Below are 20880 nucleotides of genomic sequence, written 5' to 3' on the forward strand. Positions count from 1 at the left end.
AGTACGGTTTAGCGTTTTTCGATTTGGCGGATCAGGTATTTGGCAACGACTTCCCCTGAAACGATTGAAGGAGGAATGCCCGGCCCCGGAACGGTAAGTTGTCCGGTATAAAACAGGTTCGACAAATGCTTGTTCCGGATACGTGGTTTCAGCAAAGCTGTTTGTTTCAGTGTGTTTGCCAAACCGTATGCGTTTCCTTTGAAAGCATGGTAGTCGTTCATAAAATCGGAAATGCAGTAACTACGTTTGTAGCTGATGTGTGGACGAATGTCGAATCCGGTTTTCTTGCTCAAACGCTCGCACAGCAAGTTAAAATAGTGTTCGCGCAGTTGTTCGTTGTCTTCTAATCCCGGGGCGATCGGAATGAGCAGGAACAAATTTTCGGAGCCTTCCGGCGCTGTTGACGGATCGGTTTTCGACGGGCAGCTCACATAAAAAAGTGGTTTTGACGGCCATTGCGGATCTTTGTAAATCTCATGAGCATGTTTGTCAAAGTCTTCGTCAAAAAACAGGTTGTGGTGTTCCAGATGAGGTGCTTTGCAATCCAACCCGATGTAAAAAATCAGGCAGGAAGGCGCCATCACGCGTTTTTCCCAGTAAGTATCGGAATAGTTTGCCTGGTTTTGGAGCAGTTGTTCCGTGTGACGGTAATCTGCGCCTGAGATCACAAAATCGAACCCGAATGTGCCGTGATTGGTATTCAATGACTGAATTTTTCCGTTGGAAGTATTGATCCCCGTTACAGCGTGATCGAGCAGAAACCGGACTCCCTGTTCGCGGGCAATGCGCTCAAACGCTTTCACAAATTCGAACATGCCACCCATCGGATACCACGTTCCGAGTTGGATGTCCGCATAGTTCATAAGCGAATAAAGTGCCGGTGTGTCTTTGGGAGTTGCTCCGAGAAACAGGATCGGGAATTCCAGCAGGGAAATAATTTTCGGGTGGGAAAAGTATTTCCGGATGAAGGAACTGTATGATTTGAACAAATGCATTTTGAACAACCCGCTTAAAATCCGCGTATCTGCAAATTCACTGAGCTTCAAACTGGGTTTGTAGACCAGGTCTTTCATCCCGATCTGGTATTTTTTCTCGGCATCGGCCAAAAACCGGCGCAGTTTGATACTGCTTCCGGGTTCCAGTTTTTCTACGAATTGTTCGAGTTCGGTAACAGAAGCCGGAATTTGATCCGTATCGTGTTCGTTCCAGATCACCTGGTAGGAAGGATCCAGTCGTACCAACTCATAAAAATCGGAAGTCGTGTAGCCGAATTGCCGGTAGAAGTTTTCAAAAATATCCGGCATCCAGTACCAGCTGGGCCCCATATCGAAGGTGAACCCATTCTCTGACCGGAATTGTCTTGCTCTCCCACCGATGCTGTCGTTTTTTTCCAGGATGGTAACATCATGCCCTTCTTTTGCCAGGAAGGAAGCACAGGAGAGACTTGAAATCCCCGATCCGATAAGGGCTATTTTTTTTGCTGACATCCGGTTACTTGTTTTCGGGATTTGTTACCTCATCGTGTTTAAATGAACCTTGCTTGGAAGATACAATTTTTATTTTCTCCATGCAGGAATTTCTTTTTTGTTTAACAAATATATCAAAAGATTAAACAAAAAGAAAAAAGCATTCAAATCAATTGATCTAAATCTGGAATTCCGTTTAAATGCCTGATCGTTTTCGGGAGCTGGTTTTTGAGTTGGTCTACCTGATAACCGCTGGCTGCAATGGTTATGTGCGGGAAGTCTTCTGTTAGGCGGAAGAAGTAATTACACATTTCTTGCGGTTCGATTGCTGTTAGCCAGGAGGAAACAATCAGAGTCGGATTCAGTAGTTGAACGGTTTTTAAGAGTGCTTCGTACGGAAGGGATTGACCGAGATAAATGCTGTTCAATCCTTTCGCTCTTAAATGATAATGGTAAACCAGCAGACTGATTTCATGCCATTCGTGTTCGGGGAGGTAAAGCAGGATTTTCTTTTGTCCGGCTTCCGGGATTGGAAGGGCATCAATTGCTGCGATGATTTTTTGCCGGATGAGGTTTGAGATGAAATGTTCCTGGGCAGGATTGATTGTTCCGACAAGCCACATCACTCCGATTCTTCGAAGAAAGGGAATGATACGTTCGGAGAATACTTCCGAAAGACTCGTTTTTTGAGTCAATTCCCGGAAGGTATTGTGAAAGAGTTGTTCGTCCAGGTTCAGGACAGAAACAATGAATTGTTCGATGCTGGTGTCGGAAGATTTGCTTTCGTGAACTTCCCTGGAGGTTTGAAACAATTCTTCGGGACTCATTTCTGCAATACGCGAAATCTTGTACCCTTTTTTATTAAGCAGTGAAATGTTGAGCAGGAGTAATAATTCTTCGTTGGAATAGGTGCGGATTTGTGTGGCTGTTCGCTGTGGCTTCAACAGGCCGTATCTTTTTTCCCACATCCGGATCGTGTGGGCTTTAATACCTGTTAGCATTTCCAAATCCCTGATTTTATATCCTGCCATAATCATTGTGTAACATTCAATAAATGAACGAGTTTATCGGAGTGTGATCTTTTGTGTTTGAGTTAAATGAAACTGTTAATAGTGAATCAAAATTGATAAAAAAACTATATTTGTCCTAATTACTTCTCTGAAATGGAGCGGAAATAAAAAATAAGTATGAAAAAAGTTTCAATCTTTTTATTGTTGTTGGCGGTATCTTTTGTAACAGTGCGTTGCAATGATGCAGAAGAGGGGAAAGAGTTGACGGATGATGAATTGTATGAGTTTCAGGGATTTTCCATGAAGCCGTATGATATTCCGATCATGATCATGCTGCCGGATGAAACGGCGAATATCGGAGCTTCAACACAACCTGAAGTAATTCATGTGGAAGATGATTTCAAGTGGGAATTGATGGTTGGACCAAACTTTCATATGGTGATTGATGACTGGGGCTCTGATCGTGAAATGGTTTCCTCCGAGAAAAAACGCCTCGAAGGATTGAATTTCTACAAGGTGAAATACCTGGTGGATGAGCCGGACTTCATTTTGTATGAACGCGAATTGAAAGTGAGCGGAAAGAAAGGTGCTTCCAAATCAGTGGGTGTAGAGCATAAAACATATCACGTTTACGGACAGAAAGTAATTGACGACATTACATACGTTTTCAGAAGCCGTGATGACGGATATGAAAAAGTGATCATAGACCTGATGGCTAAATCGATCAAATCGGTGAAGCCTTTGAAAGGGAATTCATAAAAAGAATTAGAATACACTATAAAGCCCCGGCATTTCGACTTCGCTCAATGACCGGGGCTTTTTGTTTGTTGTTGTGTTGCCTGAGCGGAGTTGAAGCCGTTTGTTATTTGCGTATAAAAGTTGCTTCTACGCGCCGGTTGGCTTGCCGGTGTTCTTCCGAATCTTCTACGAATAAGGGTTTTCTGTTTCCAAAACCGATGGCTGTAATCCGGTTTCCGGAAATCCCACCTTCCATGATCAGGAGTTGTTTGATGCGGTTTGCCCGCTTTCCGGAGAGATCACCGCTGTCTGTGCCGCAGCAAACGTGCCCGGCAAGTATAACGGAGAGCGATGGATCGTTTTTAAGCGTTTCAATTAAAAAACGGATGTCATCATACGAACCGGGGAGTACAACGTCCTGGGCCATCAGGAAAATGATTTCCAGCTGAATGGGAACTCCCAGTTCGAATGTGCGGTTTTTATACATGATTTTACCGGTTGCTGCCGTTTCCGGAACTTCCAGGATGTCTACTCTGCGTTTGGCAGCATCTGAAAGTAAGCTGTTGTCTTCGCCGATTGCTGTTTCTGTTTGAATCGTGAATCGATTGGGATAGTGTTGTGCCAAAAATGCCTTGACGGACTCCAGGCGCTGTTGTGCCAGCTTGAGATTGTATTCCGTTGATCCGGTTGAATCCGTATAAGCCCGGAGAATAAGTTTCCGGGATGTGAATTGAGTGAGTTTTGTTTTCGCTTTTGTATTGAGCCGGTCCTGAATGCTCAGGTCGGAGTGGTTGAATTGAAAATAAAATGCAGCTGAATCCGGTTTTGCCCCGGATTGTGCCTGGACGGAGATGGATAGAAGGAGGAGGAGTGAATGTACGAGTATCTTCATAAGTTTCAGATGGAGAATGCTGAAAGGAGCTTTTGGTTACAAAAAATCCCGCCTTCGGATGAAAACGGGATTTCAGTTATTTGTTCTTCATCACCATGCGGATGGTCTGCCTTGTCCGCTGTTCGAGTAAAATATCTTTGTCTACTGTGACACGATTAATGGTTGCCTGATCGTAGTGGCGAATCGTAACCAATTCCAGTCCTTCGTTGTAGCGGACAGTGTATTGATCTTTGAATTTTTCAACCAGTTTGATTGGGTCGGTTTTTGACCGGTCGAACAAAATGGAGAAGCTCAAAGCTGAGTTTTGCATCAGGTTGATCTTTGCTCCGTAAAATGCCAGCTGCTGGAAGATGTCGCCCAGGTTTTCCTCAACGATGAATGAGAAATCCTTCGGAGTAAAAGACATCAGCACCTGTTCCATTTTGAAGATGAATGACGGAACGAGGTGATCGAAATCCGTGGATTCCTGGATCACGGTTCCTTCTGCGCCCGGATCTACAAATGATTTAACGTATAACGGGATTCCTTTGTTTTGAAGCGGTTTGATCGTTTTCGGGTGGATCACGGTTGCTCCGTAGTATGCCAATTCGATGGCTTCTTTGAAGGAGATCTTTTGCAGTTTCACCGTGTCGTCGAACCATTTCGGATCGGCGTTCAGCATTCCCGGAACATCTTTCCAGATCGTTACGCTTTCGGCCTGGGTACAGTATGCGAGAATTCCAGCTGTGAAGTCAGAGCCTTCGCGACCCAGTGTGGTTGTAAAACCTTCGGAAGTGTGTCCGATGAATCCTTGTGTAATGGCGATTCGCTTGTCTTTGAATTGCGGGATCAACCGCTCGTTGACTAATGCTTCCGTTTTTGCCCAGTCCACTTCGCCTTCGCGGTATTCGTGGTTGGTGCGGATGACTTTTCTGCAGTCGATCCAGGTTGTCAGGTGTCCTTCTTCCTTCATGAACGCTTCTACAATGATCGTCGATAACACTTCCCCGAGGGAAACGATCTGGTCGTATTCGAAATTGTAATTATCGGAAACGGGCAGGTGGAAGCGGTTTTTCAGGGAATCGAACAACTCTTCTATTTGCTGGTAGATGTAATAATGTTTCTCAGGAAAGAGTTCTGCTGCAATTAACTGGTGAAACTGATAACGGTCTTCGATCAGTTCCAGGTAGCGTTTTTCGTCCCGTTTCCACAAAGCGTCCACAATTTGCTCCATGGCATTGGTAGTTTTTCCCATGGCGGAAATGACCACGATCAGTTGATCTTTAGGGAAAAGGGACAGGATGTGCGACACATTCCGTACAGCATTGGCGTCTTTCACTGAAGCCCCGCCAAATTTGAAAACTTTCATCTGAGAATTAATTTGGGGCAAAAATAATCAGAAAAGGATTTAGTAGAATGGCTGAAAACAGAAAATCACATTTTTTTAAATATAAAACGAATTGTTTGTAAATGATTAAATATAATCCTTTAATGTTATTTTTTATTCATTCGCTTTTGTTGCTGCTGGAAATAAAAAAGGCTTCCGTTAAACGAAAGCCTTTCTGAAAACCTCCTATTGAGGTTTGATTATTCTTTTGCTGCTTCAGCTTTCAATACCAGGTTCAATTCGAACTCAACTCCTGGTTTTACATACTGGTTTGGCTTCTCTTTTTCCATTTCAGGATTTGGTTTGAAACCGTTTACATCCAAAGAAGAGAAATCGATGGTGAATTTTCCTTTTGCAGTCAATTCTTTGTCTGATTTTTTAATAGTCACTGGCATTTTTGCCGGAACTTCTTTTCCTGCAATAACCAATGTAGCATCGATTTCTTTGTCGGAAATGCTGTTTACTTTTACTTCAACATTCGGGAATTGTGCGATATTGAAGAAATCCGGAGTGCTCAGGTGACCGATCAGTTTATCAGAACCTGTCTCAGGAGTCAATTCGCTCTCAACAGTTTTCATATCGACTTTGAAGCTTCCTGATTCGAATGCATCTCCCTTGTAAGTTACAGAACCTTCAGAAACCTTTACCGTTCCATTGTGAGAGTGTGAATCATCTGCGTAGTTTCCTTTCCATTTCAGAGTAGTAGCTGCTGCATCCAATTGGTAAGTCACGGCTGTGTCTGCTGCTGCAGTTTCTTCTGTTGAACCTCCGCACGCTGTCATTCCGAAAGCGATAAATGCAACTGATGCTGCGTAAAAAAGTGTTTTCTTCATGTGAACTTAATTAATGTTGATGACAAATATACATCTTTTTATTTACCATGGTAATAATTTTATAAAAAGATAAAAATTTGTTCATTTCTTGGTTAATAGCTTCTTAAATTAGTAAAAAAGCATCTAATTAAAAAATACTAATTTTGATTCGATGAGTAAAAGAATCGAAAAGACAGGAAAAAAGGGGCTGCGTACCAGTTACGTTTCTACGGTAATTGGGATTTCGCTGGTTTTGTTCATGATCGGTCTGGTTTTGGCGGGAGTGATCGGTTTGGATTCCATGCAGAAACAGGCCAGAGAGAATCTGCACGGTGATTTATTCTTCAAATCGGAATACAATGCGGCGGATATCAAACAAGTGGAGCAGGAGTTGAAATCCTGGGATTGCTTTAAGGAAGTTGTTTTTGTTTCCCCGGAACGTGCCATTGAAGAATTCAAAGGCTCCGATCAAAACTCGGATGAGATCCTGGCCATTTTCGAGGGGGAGAATCCGCTTCCTCCGACGATTAATTTCCGACCGGTAAGCACCTACGCTACCAAAAAGGGAATGAAAGAAATCGAAACGCGCCTCCATGATAAGTATGCCGATATGCTCGCGGAAGTGAATTACGATAAAGCAGCTTTGGAAGAAGTCAACCTGGGATTCAAGCAAATCGCCTTTTTGATTTTGCTGGTGGCTTCCCTGCTGATCGTAGTTGCTGTTGCCATGATTAACAATACCATCCGTCTGGCGCTTTATTCCCGCCGTTTTACGATCAAAACCATGCAATTGGTTGGTGCTACGAGTGGATTTATCCGCCGGCCATTCCTGAAGCAAGCTGTTTTCCAGGGAATCGTTTCCGGAATTATCGGCATGGCGTTCCTGATGACGGTGTTTTTTGCCTTGAACAATATCCTGGATGTGGTTGAGATCGATCTGAAACTGCTGGATATCTTATTGCTCTTCGCCTCCCTGCTGGTGATCGGCTGTGTTTTGACCATTGTATCGACCTGGTTTGCACTGAACAAATATTTACGTGCGAAATTGGATGATTTATATTAATTTAGCCACACATTCAGTTTTACTATGGACAATAAATTCGACTTTCCAATTAGAAAAGAAAACCTGCGAATCATTTTTATTGGTTTAGCCATCAATATTTTGGGGTATCTCCTGATGATTGGAGGAGGATCAGATAATCCAAACGAATTTAACGCGGAAGAGTTATTCTCAACCGTACGTATCACGATTTCGCCGATCCTGATCATTGCAGGATTTGCAGTGATGATTTACGGCATCATGAAGAAAGCGAAAAAAGATCATTCTCAAGAATAATTCATGAATTGGTTTGAAGCAGTAATCCTGGCTCTCATTGAGGGCCTGACTGAGTTTTTGCCTGTTTCATCAACAGGGCATATGATTTTGGGTTCGGCAGTAATGGGTGTCGAAAACGATGATTTTACCAAGTTGTTTATGATCATGATCCAGTTGGGAGCAATCCTGGCGGTGTTCGTGCTTTATTTCAAGCGCTTTTTTCAAAGTGTTCAGTTTTACCTGAAACTCATCGTGGCATTTATTCCTGCAGCTGTTTTTGGGGTGTTACTTTCCGATTATATTGATCAGCTCCTGGAAAACCCGATGGCAGTGGCTATTTCGCTACTCGTTGGAGGGGGGATTTTGTTGTTTGTAGATCGCTGGTTCAATAAACCACGGATTCATGAAATGGAAGAGATGACCTATTGGGATGCCTTGAAGGTTGGTTTCTTTCAATGCATCGCGATGATTCCGGGAGTTTCCCGTTCAGGAGCTTCAATCGTGGGAGGGATGAGCCAGAAGATGAGCCGTAAACTGGCGGCAGAATTTTCGTTTTTCCTGGCTTTGCCTACCATGTTGGGAGCAACAGCGAAGAAAACGCTGGATTACTTTGAGAAAAATGATGCCTTATCCGGAGAGCAGATCAATCTGCTGGTTATCGGGAATGTAGTGGCATTCATTGTAGCAATTGTAGCAATCAAAGGATTCATCGGCTTTTTGAATAAACACGGATTCAAACTATTCGGGTGGTACCGAATCATTCTTGGCGGACTGATTTTAATTTTATTGCTGTCCGGCTACCAACTTACAATCCTTTAATTTGATGATTACTGAATTCGCTCAGGGAAGCACCATTTTGGTGGATAAACCTTTTGAATGGACTTCATTTGATGCGGTGAATAAACTTCGCTGGCATTTGAGAAAACGCCTCGGGGTAAAGAAACTGAAAGTAGGGCATGCAGGAACATTGGATCCGCTGGCTACCGGTCTGCTGGTAATTTGTATCGGCAAACACACCAAATTGATTGAAGGATTGACTTCGGATGCCAAAACATATACCGGAACCTTTTTGTTGGGGCGAACAACACCTTCTTACGATCTGGAAACAGAGTACAATTCCGATAAGCCGACAGATGCAGTTTCCGAAGCTCAAATGGAAGAAGTTCGTCAGAGTTTTTTAGGTGTGCAGCAACAGGTTCCGCCGTTATTTTCTGCAAAACAAATTGATGGAAAACGTGCTTATGATTATGCGCGTGCCGGAATTGAAAAAGAATTGAAATCCAATACAATCGAAATTACCGATTTCAAAATCGATGCCTCCCGGTTTCCGGAAATTGATTTTGAAATTTCGTGTTCCAAAGGAACCTATATTCGCTCTGTTGCGCATGATTTCGGGCAGAAGCTGGGGTGTGGTGCAACATTGATTGCTCTGAGAAGAACACACTCTGGGGCTTACGATGTTAAAGATTCTAAAAGTGTCGATGAGTGGATTGCATTCATTGAAGAGCAGCCTTTGTAAATAGCCTGATTTTTTATACTTTTGCGCTCTTTTGATTTAAAGCGTTAAAAATACAGCTTGTATGAATAAAATGAAGCTTTCCGAATTCAGTTTTGACCTTCCGGACGAACTGATTGCTGAATACCCAAGTGAAAACCGCGACGAAGCACGCCTGATGGTGGTGCACCGCGATACCGGGAAAATCGAACACCGTTTGTTTAAAGATATCATTGAGTACTTCGGAGAAGGTGACGTGATGATTATGAACAATACACGTGTATTCCCTGCCCGAATGTATGGGAATAAGGAAAAGACCGGCGCTAAAATCGAAGTGTTCCTGTTGAGAGAATTGAACCGCGAGAGCCTTTTATGGGATGTATTGGTAGATCCGGCGCGTAAAATCAGAATCGGGAACAAATTGTATTTCGGTGATGATGATTCATTGGTTGCTGAGGTAATTGATAATACGACTTCGAGAGGGCGTACGTTGCGTTTCCTTTTTGACGGACCATACGAAGAGTTTAAGGCAAAGATCACCGAGTTGGGTGAGACACCCCTTCCGAAGTACATCAAAAGAGATGTAGAGGATGCGGATGAAGAACGTTATCAAACAATTTACGCGAAAGAAGAAGGGGCGGTAGCAGCTCCAACTGCAGGATTGCACTTCTCCCGTGAACTAATGAAGCGTTTGGAGTTGAAGGGAGTGAACTTTGCAGAAGTAACATTGCACGTTGGATTGGGGACTTTTCGCTCAGTAGAAGTGGAAGATCTGACAAAGCATAAAATGGATTCCGAACAGGTAATTATTTCAGAAAAAGCAGCTGAAGTTGTAAACCAGGCAAAACGAAATAAGAAACGTGTTTGTGCTATTGGAACAACCTCTATGCGTGCCATTGAAACATCCGTTTCTACAGATAATATGCTGAAAGCATTTGATGGTTGGACGAATAAATTTATCTTCCCTCCATACGATTTTAGTATTGCAGACAGCCTGGTAACAAACTTCCATACGCCACTTTCTACATTGTTGATGATGATCTCAGCATTTTGCGGGCATGATCTGATGATGGAGGCTTATCATGAAGCAATCAAAGAAAAATATAAGTTTTATTCGTACGGTGATGCGATGTTAATATTGTAAAAAATCTCCCCGAAATGCTTCGGGGATTTTTTAATTCCAAAAATTTGACTAAATTAGTCAATGTTAAATGTGTCAATAATGAGATTGGGAGAGATATTAAAAGAAGCAAGATCACGGCTTAGCTATACGCTGAAAGAATTATCAGCGGCATCCGGGATAGATACCTCCCTTCTCAACAGATATGAAAAAGGAGAAAGACATCCGTCTGAAAAACACCTTCAGCTGTTGATAGAACATCTGCAGCTGGATGAAGATACAGCAAGAGCAAGCTGGATCGGAGAGCGTATATATGCGCTGTTTAGTGATGACAGTCATTTGTTTGATAAAGCAATGCGCGTTGCTGAGGAACGGGTGAAATATGATCGGCAGAAAAAAATCACACACGAAAAATCACTTTCTTCTGAGTTGTCAGATTTATTGGAAGAATGTTCGCGATTGCAGGGAATTTGGGCATCCCGGAAACCATTGAACCAGACCCAGCTTCGCAAAATGGAAGAATATTTCAATTTGAGCTATACCTATGATAGTAACCGGATTGAAGGCAATACTCTGACCTTGCAGGAAACCTACCTGGTCGTCAATGATGGAATTACGGTTGGTGGAAAATCAGTCAGAGAGCACCTCGAAGTGATTAATCATACCGAAGCGATTCATTACCTGGGAGAGATCATTCAGAATAAAACGGTTTTTTCAGAACGCGTATTGAAAGAAATTCATTACCTGATCCTGAAAGGAATCGACAGGGAAAATGCAGGCGTTTATCGCGGTATTGGAGTTCGTATTTCCGGAAGCGCTCATTTGCCGCCGGAACCTTACATGCTGAATCCTCTCATGGAGCAAGTATTTGTGTATTACAAGGAAAATAAAACGGTGCTCCACCCGGTGATTCTCGCAGCCGAAATGCACGAACAAATCGTCCGGATTCATCCGTTCATTGATGGGAATGGAAGAACTTGTCGTTTAGTGATGAATTTAATCCTGATGCAATACGGTTATCCCATTGCAAATATCAAAGGAGAGTTGGAGAACAGGCTACGCTATTACAATGCATTGGAAACCGCTCCTGAAGACCAGAAAAATGCATTTTATCACTTGATTGCCGAAACCGTGATTCAAGCCCTGAAAGAACACATCGAATTATGTGGTTAAACTTCGTTAAACCAAAAACCGTGATAGATTAACTCATAGACAGTCCAGGCCTCCAGCCACTTCTTTTCATCTTCCCTCGGTTCTTCAATTGGTTGAATAATTCTGCTTCCGGAGTTTTCATTGATTGAAAACAAGCTACCTCCGAAGAAGTTTGAAATCCGTGGAGTGACATAAAATTTGGCCAGTACACGACCATTCATGGTGAAATCGTAATGAGGCGAGCCCGTGTGGATATCAAGTATTTCTCCGATAGAAATCGTTGAAGTGTTGCTGCGATTCACGGTTCCGATTCGCTTTCCATCTTTGTCAAAAATGCCCCCGGTTTTTAATACGGTACCAATTTTCATCCGGTCATAGTAGAATTCAGTACGATCCGATTCATTGATGAAAAAGAGTTCAAAGGAGGTTGTTGCTGCGGCTATAGAGCCAACCGGTTGAAATCCCCGTTCAATGCGTTTAAATGCGAGTACATACTGCCCGTCGTCTGCAAGTAGTCTGCCGGAGAAACTATTTGTAATGCCCCTTATGTATTTGTAGGATGCACTGGGACGGAGGTTTTCAATAGCGTAATTATCCCAGGATACCAGTCTGTCTCTTTTGGAAAGCACGCTGTTGAGTAGTTCAGTTCGTTCCTGTCGGGCTTCTTCTCCAACAGGCTTTTGTGTCGATTTTACGACGACCCATACGATGAGTGCTACAATTCCCAGGAAAAGAAGAATGAACAGGATGATAAAGAAGGAGAAGAATTGAATCATGTAATTTAGTAATTTCCGATAGAGAGCATTACAAGCGTACACGCTACTTCGGGGTGGATATTGGCGGCGTTTAATTTTTCAATGAATTCCGGGTTTTCCGTTCCCGGATTGAAAATCACCCGTTTTGGTTTTAATGCAATGATCCGGTCGATGAATGCTTCCTGGTTATGTGGATTGAGGTATAAGGTAACCGTTTCGACTTTCCATTCGGGATTCCATTCGGTTTCGATTTCTACATCTTGTACCTTCCCGGCCCGCTGACCGAATGCAATAACGGGGTGTTGATGATTTCTCAATGAGCGGATTGCTCTGTTTGCGTAACGGTCTTCTTTGGTTGTTGCTCCGATGACTAATGTGTGTCCCATTTGTTCTATTATTTGAGTATTGAAGTTACGAAAATCCAAGCAAAAAGGCACCCGATTCAGGTGCCTTTTGGGAAAGTTTAACGGGTGTTTATTTTCCTTCGAGAATCTTGTATAATTCGTTCAGATTCGGAGAAATAATGACTTCAATACGTCTGTTTTTTGCTTTATCTTTTACATCCACCGGGTGGAACTCACTTCTTCCCGCAGCCATGAGTTGAGCAGGGTTCATCTTACTGTTTGCAATCATGATTTCAACAACCGCTGTTGCACGTAATACGCTCAATTCCCAGTTGTTTTTCGGATGTGAAGCGCTTGCCAGTTTGTCCGTATCGGTGTGACCTTCTACGATAACTTCAAGATCTTTTTCGTTTTCCAGTACTTTGGAGAGATCCACCAGGGCTTTCTTTCCTTCTGCTTCAACAGATGTGCTTCCGGATGCAAACAACAACTTCGCTTCAAGGGAGACATAGATTTTACCGTCTTTTTCAACAACGGTCAGTCCTTTGTTCTCAAATCCTTTCAAAGCGGCTGAAACGCGGGTTTTCAATTGTTTCATTGCATCGTCCTTGCGCTTGATCATTTCTTCCAGTTCTGTTAAACGCTCTTCGCGTTCTAACAGCAATTTTTCTTTGGCAATCAATTCGCTTTCCAAATTTTTCAGTGCATCTTCTTTTCGCTGAAGTTCCTGATTCTTCGAGTCGATATCTGCCTGATAAGTTGCAGATTCCTTTGCGCCTTTCATCCGCAGTTGATCCAGTTTCTGTTCGTATGCCTCATTCTGTGCAACCATCATGTCGTATTGAGACTGCAGAAAGCGCAAGTTGGAGCCAAGTTCGAGTGTGTCTTTTTTGAGGTTGATGACATCTTTCCGCAATTGGTCTACGGCAACTTGCAGGTCTTTTGCTTTTCCTTCGTTTTCGATACTGGAAGCTTTGTATTTATTGAGTTCTTCGCTGCAACTCTTTTCTCTTTCAAGAAGTTCGTTGTATTTTTTTGCAGGTACACAAGCTGCCAGTGAGCAAACCAGTGCAAGGATTGAAAGTTGTAATTTCATTGAAAAATGCTTTAGCTCTCAAATTTCGGAAGAAAAAAACCGCTTTCAGGCCGGTGTACAGATACTTATAAACAGTGAAATCTGAATAGCTGCAGGGGTTAATCGAAATCGAAACAGCCGGATGTGCTTTCCGAACGCTGCTTACAAGGTGAGAACGAAAGTGTCAATTCGTGCGAGTGGAACGTGTTTGGGCGCAATTTGGAAAGGACGAAATCATAGGAATAACCCAGTTTCCATTTGTCTTTGAAACGGATTCCGAACATGGCAATCAAGGCATCTGTGTTTCGGAGACCCAGCCCCACGTTGAATTTCTTCTGGAATTCTGCAATGGCATGAAACTGGAGTTCAACCGGCGTGTTTTTGGTGTAGGCAAAATACATTCCCGGATAAAGATCGATTTTCGGATTGATTTGGTATTTGTATCCGGCAGTGAACATCGCATGCATTTGAGATTGAGCGTCTGTTCCGATGATGTTCCATTTCTGAGGAATCAACTCGTACAAACTGAATCCCAGGAAGTAGTTTTTACCGTTCCACCAGGCTCCAAATGTAGCGGTAGGCAGAATTTGGGAAGCGCTTCCGTTGATCGTCGGATCGGGAGTGAGTGGCATGGCTTTACTCATGTCGAAAGACAATTGCCGTGCTCCGACAGCCAGTCCCAGTGATAAACGGTTCGTTACTGAAAAATTGAAATGTCCGGCGTAGGAAAGCTGTACACGGATATCCTGGAAGGGTCCGATCTGGTCCATGTAGACCAATCCACCCAGTCCATGCCGTGCACTCAGGAATTTTTTTCGTTTTGCCTGCAGCGGTGCATTGACACTCACCCAGCCGGTATAAGGAGCCCCATCTACTTTGATCCATTGTCCTCTCAGCGTGGACTGAGCTTCCAAACATGTTTTGATTCCGGTATATGCCGGGTTGATTGCATACTGATGATGCATCCATTGGGACATGTGTCCGACCTGCTGTGAAAAAGCACAGGAACACAGGAGCAGAAACAGGAAGAGCAGACTGTTTTTCATCATCGGATCACGGTTATACTACCTTTTAAAGGTTTGGTGTCGTTATTCAGGCGTAAATCCAGTGAATAAAAATAAACGCCGTCGGATACCGGTTTTCCTTTGTTGGTACCATCCCAGGCTTTGGTGAGGCTGTAGCCCGCAATATCGGCGATTTTTTGTCCCCAGCGGTCGTAAACAACCACTTGTGCATCCGGGTAAAATTCAATTCCTTCGATGACCCATTTGTCATTGTGCCCGTCTCCGTTCGGAGAAAAACTTCCCGGAATGGTCAGGTTATCCGATACGAATACGGTCATTTCATCTGAAAGTGCGCAATTCGCATTCAATGCAGTTAAGGTGTAAACGGTTGTTTGTTCCGGTGTGGCATAGGTCGAAATGGCGTACGGGGTGTTCAATGTCTGGGTTGGATTCCACATAAAATCCGTCCCGTTTGATGTTCCGACTAATTGCACGCTTCCTCCAGCCTGAACAGTTAAATCCGGGCCGGCGTCTACCGTAAGCGGATCCACACTGACTGCAGGATACGTGTAAGTCAATGTATCCGGGCAGATGTTGAAGCAGCTGCAAACAACCGATACCACATCTCCATTCTGTAATTCGCTGGTGAGCCAGAGAGAACTCTGGGTAACGGCTCTGAGTGTGCCGTTTACAGACCAGTAAAAATCACTGGTATCTGTGCAGTTTACCAGGTAAGCGGTAAAAGACGTCGGAGTTTGCGGACAGACAGTCATGGTTGGTCCGCCGATGGAAAGTCCGGCAGGAGGACGATCAAATCCGGTTCCTGAACCGATGAGGTCGAATGTTGCTTCGGCGGGAAGGGTTGCACCACCGTTTTTTGCACCGTTTACCACCAGGTAATAAGTGGTATTTGCAGGAAGTCCGGTTGCAGAGATGGTAAAGGCTCCTGCTGAACCTGCTTCACAATTGCTGACCATCGCGTAGGTTGCGGCATCGCATGGCACGACGGCTTGCACGATGGTTGCCTGGAGTTGGTTTCCCCGGTTTGCCTGGAGGTTGAAGTTCAGATTGCTGAATGTGAAGGCCACATCTCCACCCGTTACGTTGGTGTTAAATTGATACCAAACACTGTTGGTTCCGGAGAAACAAAATGTGAAATTATCTTCACAGGTAGGGCAGGTAGCTGCCGTTGCCCCAATATTCGAACCGGAAACTCCCACACTCGGACAAAGAGAGGTAGCTGTCGCACAAGCGTCATTTGCCAATTGAGCGAAACCTTCAATTGCACATAAAAATGATATTAACAATACTTTAACAGCAAGAAAACGCATGCTCTGAAATCGTCTATGTAATTGTAAAACTAATACATTCAGGGATATTTTAAACGTTTTTTCGTAGTTTCGCCCCGTCAATTTTGTTAAATAGAGCCGATCGGGTGTTTTTTTGGCACAAAGATGGTTAAGCAGCAAAATAGATTAAACTTAGGACTATGAAATATTTTTACACGCTAATTGTAAGTCTGCTCTTTACTACCTCCCTGTTTGCACAGAAGGTCGATTACGACAACGATAGTCGTTGGTTTTGGGGACTTAACATCGGAGGAACCTGGACAAAAACCGACGTTCCATTCAAATTGGATTTGGGTTACGGAGCCATTCTCGGACACCAGTTCAACTACAACTACGGAAAACCGCTGAGCTTTGACCTGCGTTTGAGATACCTGACCGGTCTGTGGAAAGGTTACAGCACCGAAGCAGCAAATGTTTCCGCTAATCCGATCTATTCCAATTACACTGCACAGGGAGATCCGGTTGCGTTGAATTTCGGAACACGCCTGCACGAACTGAGTTTGGAGCTGGCAATCCACTTTAACAAATTGAGAGAAAGAACCGGTTGGGATCCGTATATTTTCGGAGGAATCGGTTATACCTGGTATCGTACAAAAGGAGATTTGTTTGATAAAGACGGATTTACCTATGTGTATGATTCGCTGAAATTGGCGAATCATACGTACACTCAAACCGAAATTCAAAATTTAACAGATAAAAAATTCGACACGGATTTGAATTCCCCTGCAAACCTGGGGCGTTTTATGCCAAGCGTAGGAATCGGTTTGGGTTACCAGGTCGGGAAATGGTTCTCACTGGGAATTGAACATAAGACTACTTTTACGCTGGATGACCGTTTTGATGGACATGTACAGGCAAAAGGAAAATACAAAAACGATTGGTATCACTACACCAGTTTCTACCTGAGATTCCATATCCGAAGACACTATGACCACACGACTTACCAGGATACGGTTCGCCAGCCGGTTGTAACGAACCCGGTAGTGACTCCTCCTGCTACGGTAAACAATCCCCCGATTGTTGATATTACCAATCCGAGCGTAACCGGAACAACGGTTAATGCCGGTAGTTATCTGATCAGAGGACGCATTCAGCGTGTAAGCTCCAGCTCCAATGTGATCTTCCGCCAGAACGGAAATTACATCACAAATTTCACCTTCAATCCGTCTACCCAGGATTTCCAATATTTAGCGACCCTGGTTCCGGGACAAAATACCTTTGAACTAACGGGAACAAACGAATACGGATCTGATATGGATCAGACAGTGATCAATTATGTCAGAGAAACTCCGACACCTCCGGTGGTGACTTATTCGAACCCGGCTTCGAACCCGACAACTGTTCAGAATCCGTTATTCAACCTTACGGGAACAGTTCTGAATGTAAGCGGGAAAGACCAGATTACGATGACGTTGAACGGAGCCCCGGTGAATTTCACTTACAACGGTTCTACACGCGGTATTACTTCGACATTGAACCTGATTACGGGATCAAACATGGTGACCACTACCGGAACCAACCAATATGGTACGGACAGTGAAACAGCAACGATTATCTACCAACCGGTGCAGGTGATTCAACCGCCTGTAGTGTACTTCGTGAACCCGAATATCAACCCGTATACTGTGAACCAGAATACCTTCACACTGAATGCGGATGTATTGAATGTGGATGATGCACAGCACGTAAGCTTCAAACAAAACGGAACGATCAATAACAACTTTGCTTATAACGCACAATCAGATAAGTTTACGAGCAACGTGGTGTTGAATCCGGGACAAAACGTGTTTGAAATCATCGGAACGAATGCGGCAGGTTCCGCTTCGGCAACAACGATTATTGTTTACAACCGTCCGGCTCCGAAACCGCCGATCGTAACCATTACGAATCCTTCGGTGAATCCGCAGGAAACTTCGAGCAGCGTGTTCAACCTGAATGCAACGGTGTTGAACGTGACGCAGAAAAGTCAGATCAAAGTGACTTTGAACGGTGCGAACCTTCCGAATTTTGTTTACAATTCCGGAACAAACGGGGTGACTGAAACGTTGAACCTGGTTGCCGGTGCAAACGTGGTAACGGTTACAGGAACGAATACGGACGGAACAGATTCAAAACAAACCACGATCATTTACAAACCGGCAATTGTGGTGCAGCCTCCGGTTGTTCAGTTTACGAATCCGAATGTAGATCCGTATTCTACGACATCTTCGACTTACAACGTAACGGCTTCGGTATTGAATGTAACCAACCAGAGCGGAGTAAACGTGAATGTGAATGGGACGAACATTACCAACTTTACGTTTGTAAACAGTGTAGCTGCTTTCACGGTAAACCTGATCGAAGGAGCAAACATCATCACCGTTACGGGAACCAATACTGCGGGTACTGCAAGTGAACCGCAAACAATCCTGTACAGAAAACCGGTTACGGTTCAGCCTCCGGTGGTTTCTTTCATCGATCCGAATGTGAGCCCGGCTACATCATTCAACGCAACATACCTGGTAAAAGCACGCGTACGTTTTGTTGCTGCTGCAAATCAAATTGTCTTAAAGATTAACGGACAGGTTTCTACCAACTTCAGTTACGTCGCATCCAGTGAAATGATGGAATTCACAACCGGACTGGTAAATGGTTCGAATGTGATCGAAATTACAGCGACAAATGCTGCAGGTTCCGATTCGAAAACAACGCTGATTAATTACCGTGCTCCGAATCCGACGGTTCCTCCGGTGGTAACGATTACCTATCCGGCTGCAAACCCGCATACAGTGAATGTTGCAAATAGCAATGTATCGGCAACAGTTCTTAACGTAGACGGTCAGCAGCAAATCCAGGTGCTGGTAAATGGAATTGCAACTACGGCATTTACCTATTCCGCAGCGACGAAAGTATTGACGATGAATACGCCGCTGAATCTGGGAACAAACACCGTGAAAATTACAGCAAGCAATACGGCCGGAACGGCATCCGATGATACGCAGATCATTTTCAAACGTGATGAGGTCATCAACCCTCCGTTCGTGACATTTATCAATCCTGCAAGTCCGGGACAAGTTGTTTCGAATGAAGCTTATGTGGTGAAAGCACACGTGTTGAATGTGACTACTCAGTCGCAGATTGTATTGAAAGAAGATGGGTTGGTCGTAAATCCAAGTTTCTGGACGTTCAATCCTTCAACCAGCGAAGTAACGTTTAACCACAACCTGAATGCAGGAAACAATGTGTTTGAAATTACAGGAACCAATGCCGGGGGAAGCCACACTGCTTCTACATCGGTGATCTATAAGAAGATTGAAGTTCCGTGCAACAAGCCGGTAATTACATTCAAGAACCCGGCAGCACAGAGCACAACTGTTGAAATCAGCAGATTGAACCTGCAGGCAACGGTATTGAATGTGACTTCTGTGAACCAGATTGAGGTTTACCTGAACGGAAGTTTGCAAACAGCGGGAACATACGATGCAGGAACAACCGGATTTGAAAAAATGCTGGTATTGGTTGAAGGTTCAAACTCAATCGAGATCAAAGCGACCAATACTTGCGGATTCACGAGCGTAACAACGATCGTAGTGATGAAGCAGCCTTGTGTTGCTCCGAATATCACACGACTGAAACCGGATTCTGATCAATTGACAACAGAAGCCGAATCGGTTACCTTGACGGCTGCACTGAGCAAGATTACACAAGCGTCTCAAATCGAACTGAAAATGGACGGCGTAGCGGTTCCGTTTACATACGATCAAGGATCTCAGATTTTGTCTGCAACGATTGCATTGACAGAAGGAACACATACGATCATTGCGGTAGTCAGAAACGAGTGCGGATCGAAAGAGTTGAGCTGGACGGTAACACGCAATGTGTGCAAACCGCCTGTGATTACAATTACCAACAGTTCTACTCCAAACGGATCAACCGTCACTTCCGATGCATTCAGCATGTCAGGAACGATTTCCAATGCAGAAAGCCAGGATAATATCACCGTGATGCATAACGGACAGAACATTGCGTTTGTTTACAACCAGCAAACGGGAGTATTTACCGTATCGCGTAACCTGGTTCTGGGAGCAAATGCGCTGACCGTTTCTGTAGTGAACCGATGCGGAAAAGCGGCTCAGACAATCAATGTGCTGCGCAATGAAGTCGTGGTAGTTACTCCGCCGACTATCCAGATTACGAGCCCCTCTATGACGCCGCTGGAAACAGATCAGTCTGCTCAAACGATCCTGATTGCAACAACAGGAGTGACTTCTGCATCCCAGGTTTCAGTAACTGTAAACGGGGTGGCAACCAACTTTGATTTCAAAGCAGCAACCGGTGCAATCAAGTTCAATGCAAGTTATGTACAGGGAGCAAACGTCATTGTTGCAACAGCAGTTACAAACGGCGGAACGGCATCCGATACGAAAACAGTGATTTACAATGCTCCGGAAGTGATTCCTGCTCCGGTGATTACATTGACAAACCCGATGCGTTGTCCGGCGGTTCTTCCTGCAGGAAACGTAACGATAACCGGAACCGTGCAGCATGTTTCCAGTGCAAGCCAGGTAGGGATTTCCTATAACGGAGAAAATGTGGAATACGCTTCCAGTATTGAAAGCAATGTCCTGACCTTCTCATTCGTGGTGAATATTACTTCGGCTACGGTTTCGATTCCGTTGGTGATCACAGCGAGAAATGCTTCCGGATCGGATAGCAAAACATGTCTGTTCACTGTAAACCCAAGCAGCAATCAAAATGCAACTGAAGGATCAGGGAATGGGAACAACGGACACGGAAACAATACGGATGGAACAGATGAGTCCAACCCGGGGAAAGGTTCAGGTGGACCGAATGGAACCGAAGGCGGTACTACCGACGATGAAAAAGATAGCGGAAAGACTCCTGTTCGTGTAACAAAGCCCGGAACACTTGTGACTCCGCCGACAAAACCAACCACGACCACACCGATAAGAACACCGAAACCGGTAGTTAGACCATAAAAGTAAAA

At 44.1% G+C, this 20880-nt stretch carries 18 protein-coding genes; 8 read left to right on the plus strand and 10 right to left on the minus strand.

Features of this window, described 5'->3' with window-relative positions; translation table 11 throughout:
* Positions 1 to 8: 8 nt before the first annotated feature.
* Entirely contained in the window at positions 9 to 1487 is a 1479-nt protein-coding gene (locus ABDV94_RS08800; RefSeq protein ID WP_343606592.1) for an oleate hydratase, read from the minus strand.
* Between the two features lie 143 nt (positions 1488 to 1630).
* Entirely contained in the window at positions 1631 to 2497 is an 867-nt protein-coding gene (locus tag ABDV94_RS08805; protein WP_343606594.1) for a MerR family transcriptional regulator, read from the minus strand.
* Between the two features lie 156 nt (positions 2498 to 2653).
* Between ABDV94_RS08805 and ABDV94_RS08810 the strand changes: the two genes are divergently transcribed.
* Positions 2654 to 3235, plus strand: coding sequence for a hypothetical protein (locus ABDV94_RS08810; protein WP_343606595.1), 582 nt, complete (start codon positions 2654 to 2656; stop codon positions 3233 to 3235).
* 103 nt (positions 3236 to 3338) lie between these two features.
* Here ABDV94_RS08810 and ABDV94_RS08815 read toward each other — a convergent pair whose 3' ends face one another.
* The 3 genes from ABDV94_RS08815 to ABDV94_RS08825 form a co-directional block, all read right to left on the minus strand.
* Positions 3339 to 4106, minus strand: coding sequence for an OmpA family protein (locus ABDV94_RS08815; RefSeq protein WP_343606596.1), 768 nt, complete (start codon positions 4104 to 4106; stop codon positions 3339 to 3341).
* A 76-nt stretch (positions 4107 to 4182) separates the two neighbouring features.
* Complete coding sequence (locus ABDV94_RS08820) at positions 4183 to 5454, minus strand: aspartate kinase (protein ID WP_343606597.1); 1272 nt, start codon at positions 5452 to 5454, stop codon at positions 4183 to 4185.
* A 218-nt stretch (positions 5455 to 5672) separates the two neighbouring features.
* Complete coding sequence (locus ABDV94_RS08825; RefSeq protein ID WP_343606600.1) at positions 5673 to 6305, minus strand: YceI family protein; 633 nt, start codon at positions 6303 to 6305, stop codon at positions 5673 to 5675.
* A 151-nt stretch (positions 6306 to 6456) separates the two neighbouring features.
* On the opposite strand from ABDV94_RS08825, the gene ABDV94_RS08830 reads away from it, so the two are divergent.
* The 6 genes from ABDV94_RS08830 (at position 6457) to ABDV94_RS08855 (ending at position 11387) form a co-directional block, all read left to right on the plus strand.
* A complete protein-coding gene (locus tag ABDV94_RS08830) occupies positions 6457 to 7347 on the plus strand; it encodes a permease-like cell division protein FtsX (RefSeq protein ID WP_343606602.1) in 891 nt (296 codons plus the stop codon).
* A gap of 24 nt (positions 7348 to 7371) precedes the next feature.
* Complete coding sequence (locus tag ABDV94_RS08835; protein ID WP_343606604.1) at positions 7372 to 7620, plus strand: DUF3098 domain-containing protein; 249 nt, start codon at positions 7372 to 7374, stop codon at positions 7618 to 7620.
* Between the two features lie 3 nt (positions 7621 to 7623).
* Positions 7624 to 8418 carry an undecaprenyl-diphosphate phosphatase gene (locus ABDV94_RS08840; RefSeq protein ID WP_343606605.1) on the plus strand — a complete coding sequence of 265 codons (795 nt, stop codon included), beginning with the start codon at positions 7624 to 7626 and terminating at the stop codon, positions 8416 to 8418.
* 4 nt (positions 8419 to 8422) lie between these two features.
* A complete protein-coding gene (gene truB / locus ABDV94_RS08845) occupies positions 8423 to 9118 on the plus strand; it encodes a tRNA pseudouridine(55) synthase TruB (RefSeq protein ID WP_343606607.1) in 696 nt (231 codons plus the stop codon).
* A 70-nt stretch (positions 9119 to 9188) separates the two neighbouring features.
* Positions 9189 to 10238: a tRNA preQ1(34) S-adenosylmethionine ribosyltransferase-isomerase QueA gene (gene queA, locus ABDV94_RS08850; RefSeq protein WP_343606988.1), complete on the plus strand. Its 1050-nt coding sequence runs from the start codon at positions 9189 to 9191 to the stop codon at positions 10236 to 10238.
* A gap of 78 nt (positions 10239 to 10316) precedes the next feature.
* On the plus strand, positions 10317 to 11387 hold the full coding sequence (locus ABDV94_RS08855) for a Fic family protein (protein WP_343606609.1): 1071 nt from the start codon (positions 10317 to 10319) through the stop codon (positions 11385 to 11387).
* Here the strand turns inward: ABDV94_RS08855 and ABDV94_RS08860 are convergent.
* From ABDV94_RS08860 to ABDV94_RS08880, 5 genes are all read right to left on the minus strand, one after another.
* Positions 11384 to 12142, minus strand: coding sequence for a hypothetical protein (locus tag ABDV94_RS08860; RefSeq protein WP_343606610.1), 759 nt, complete (start codon positions 12140 to 12142; stop codon positions 11384 to 11386). The genes ABDV94_RS08855 and ABDV94_RS08860 overlap by 4 nt on opposite strands.
* Positions 12143 to 12147: 5 nt before the next feature.
* Entirely contained in the window at positions 12148 to 12507 is a 360-nt protein-coding gene (locus ABDV94_RS08865; protein WP_343606611.1) for a CoA-binding protein, read from the minus strand.
* 88 nt (positions 12508 to 12595) lie between these two features.
* A complete protein-coding gene (locus ABDV94_RS08870; protein ID WP_343606613.1) occupies positions 12596 to 13561 on the minus strand; it encodes an OmpA family protein in 966 nt (321 codons plus the stop codon).
* 98 nt (positions 13562 to 13659) lie between these two features.
* Positions 13660 to 14589, minus strand: coding sequence for a type IX secretion system membrane protein PorP/SprF (locus ABDV94_RS08875; RefSeq protein ID WP_343606615.1), 930 nt, complete (start codon positions 14587 to 14589; stop codon positions 13660 to 13662).
* Entirely contained in the window at positions 14586 to 15875 is a 1290-nt protein-coding gene (locus ABDV94_RS08880) for a gliding motility-associated C-terminal domain-containing protein (protein ID WP_343606617.1), read from the minus strand. The genes ABDV94_RS08875 and ABDV94_RS08880 overlap by 4 nt, the downstream gene beginning before the upstream one ends.
* 158 nt (positions 15876 to 16033) lie before the next feature.
* On the opposite strand from ABDV94_RS08880, the gene ABDV94_RS08885 reads away from it, so the two are divergent.
* A complete protein-coding gene (locus tag ABDV94_RS08885; protein ID WP_343606619.1) occupies positions 16034 to 20872 on the plus strand; it encodes a hypothetical protein in 4839 nt (1612 codons plus the stop codon).
* The last annotated feature ends 8 nt before the right edge of the window (positions 20873 to 20880 follow it).

It is taken from the genome of Fluviicola sp. (assembly GCF_039596355.1).
In the GTDB taxonomy this organism is placed as follows: domain Bacteria; phylum Bacteroidota; class Bacteroidia; order Flavobacteriales_D; family Crocinitomicaceae; genus Fluviicola.

Bases quoted from the DNA above. Each gene is read 5' to 3' on its own strand.
- ABDV94_RS08830 (WP_343606602.1), top strand. From the start codon at position 6,457: ATGAGTAAAAGAATCGAAAAGACAGGAAAAAAGGGGCTGCGTACCAGT.
- ABDV94_RS08820 (WP_343606597.1), bottom strand. From the start codon at position 5,454: ATGAAAGTTTTCAAATTTGGCGGGGCTTCAGTGAAAGACGCCAATGCT.
- ABDV94_RS08800 (WP_343606592.1), bottom strand. From the start codon at position 1,487: ATGTCAGCAAAAAAAATAGCCCTTATCGGATCGGGGATTTCAAGTCTC.
- ABDV94_RS08875 (WP_343606615.1), bottom strand. From the start codon at position 14,589: ATGATGAAAAACAGTCTGCTCTTCCTGTTTCTGCTCCTGTGTTCCTGT.
- queA (WP_343606988.1), top strand. From the start codon at position 9,189: ATGAAGCTTTCCGAATTCAGTTTTGACCTTCCGGACGAACTGATTGCT.
- ABDV94_RS08870 (WP_343606613.1), bottom strand. From the start codon at position 13,561: ATGAAATTACAACTTTCAATCCTTGCACTGGTTTGCTCACTGGCAGCT.
- truB (WP_343606607.1), top strand. From the start codon at position 8,423: ATGATTACTGAATTCGCTCAGGGAAGCACCATTTTGGTGGATAAACCT.
- ABDV94_RS08885 (WP_343606619.1), top strand. From the start codon at position 16,034: ATGAAATATTTTTACACGCTAATTGTAAGTCTGCTCTTTACTACCTCC.
- ABDV94_RS08815 (WP_343606596.1), bottom strand. From the start codon at position 4,106: ATGAAGATACTCGTACATTCACTCCTCCTCCTTCTATCCATCTCCGTC.
- ABDV94_RS08810 (WP_343606595.1), top strand. From the start codon at position 2,654: ATGAAAAAAGTTTCAATCTTTTTATTGTTGTTGGCGGTATCTTTTGTA.
- ABDV94_RS08805 (WP_343606594.1), bottom strand. From the start codon at position 2,497: ATGGCAGGATATAAAATCAGGGATTTGGAAATGCTAACAGGTATTAAA.
- ABDV94_RS08860 (WP_343606610.1), bottom strand. From the start codon at position 12,142: ATGATTCAATTCTTCTCCTTCTTTATCATCCTGTTCATTCTTCTTTTC.
- ABDV94_RS08880 (WP_343606617.1), bottom strand. From the start codon at position 15,875: ATGCGTTTTCTTGCTGTTAAAGTATTGTTAATATCATTTTTATGTGCA.
- ABDV94_RS08855 (WP_343606609.1), top strand. From the start codon at position 10,317: ATGAGATTGGGAGAGATATTAAAAGAAGCAAGATCACGGCTTAGCTAT.
- ABDV94_RS08865 (WP_343606611.1), bottom strand. From the start codon at position 12,507: ATGGGACACACATTAGTCATCGGAGCAACAACCAAAGAAGACCGTTAC.
- ABDV94_RS08840 (WP_343606605.1), top strand. From the start codon at position 7,624: ATGAATTGGTTTGAAGCAGTAATCCTGGCTCTCATTGAGGGCCTGACT.
- ABDV94_RS08835 (WP_343606604.1), top strand. From the start codon at position 7,372: ATGGACAATAAATTCGACTTTCCAATTAGAAAAGAAAACCTGCGAATC.
- ABDV94_RS08825 (WP_343606600.1), bottom strand. From the start codon at position 6,305: ATGAAGAAAACACTTTTTTACGCAGCATCAGTTGCATTTATCGCTTTC.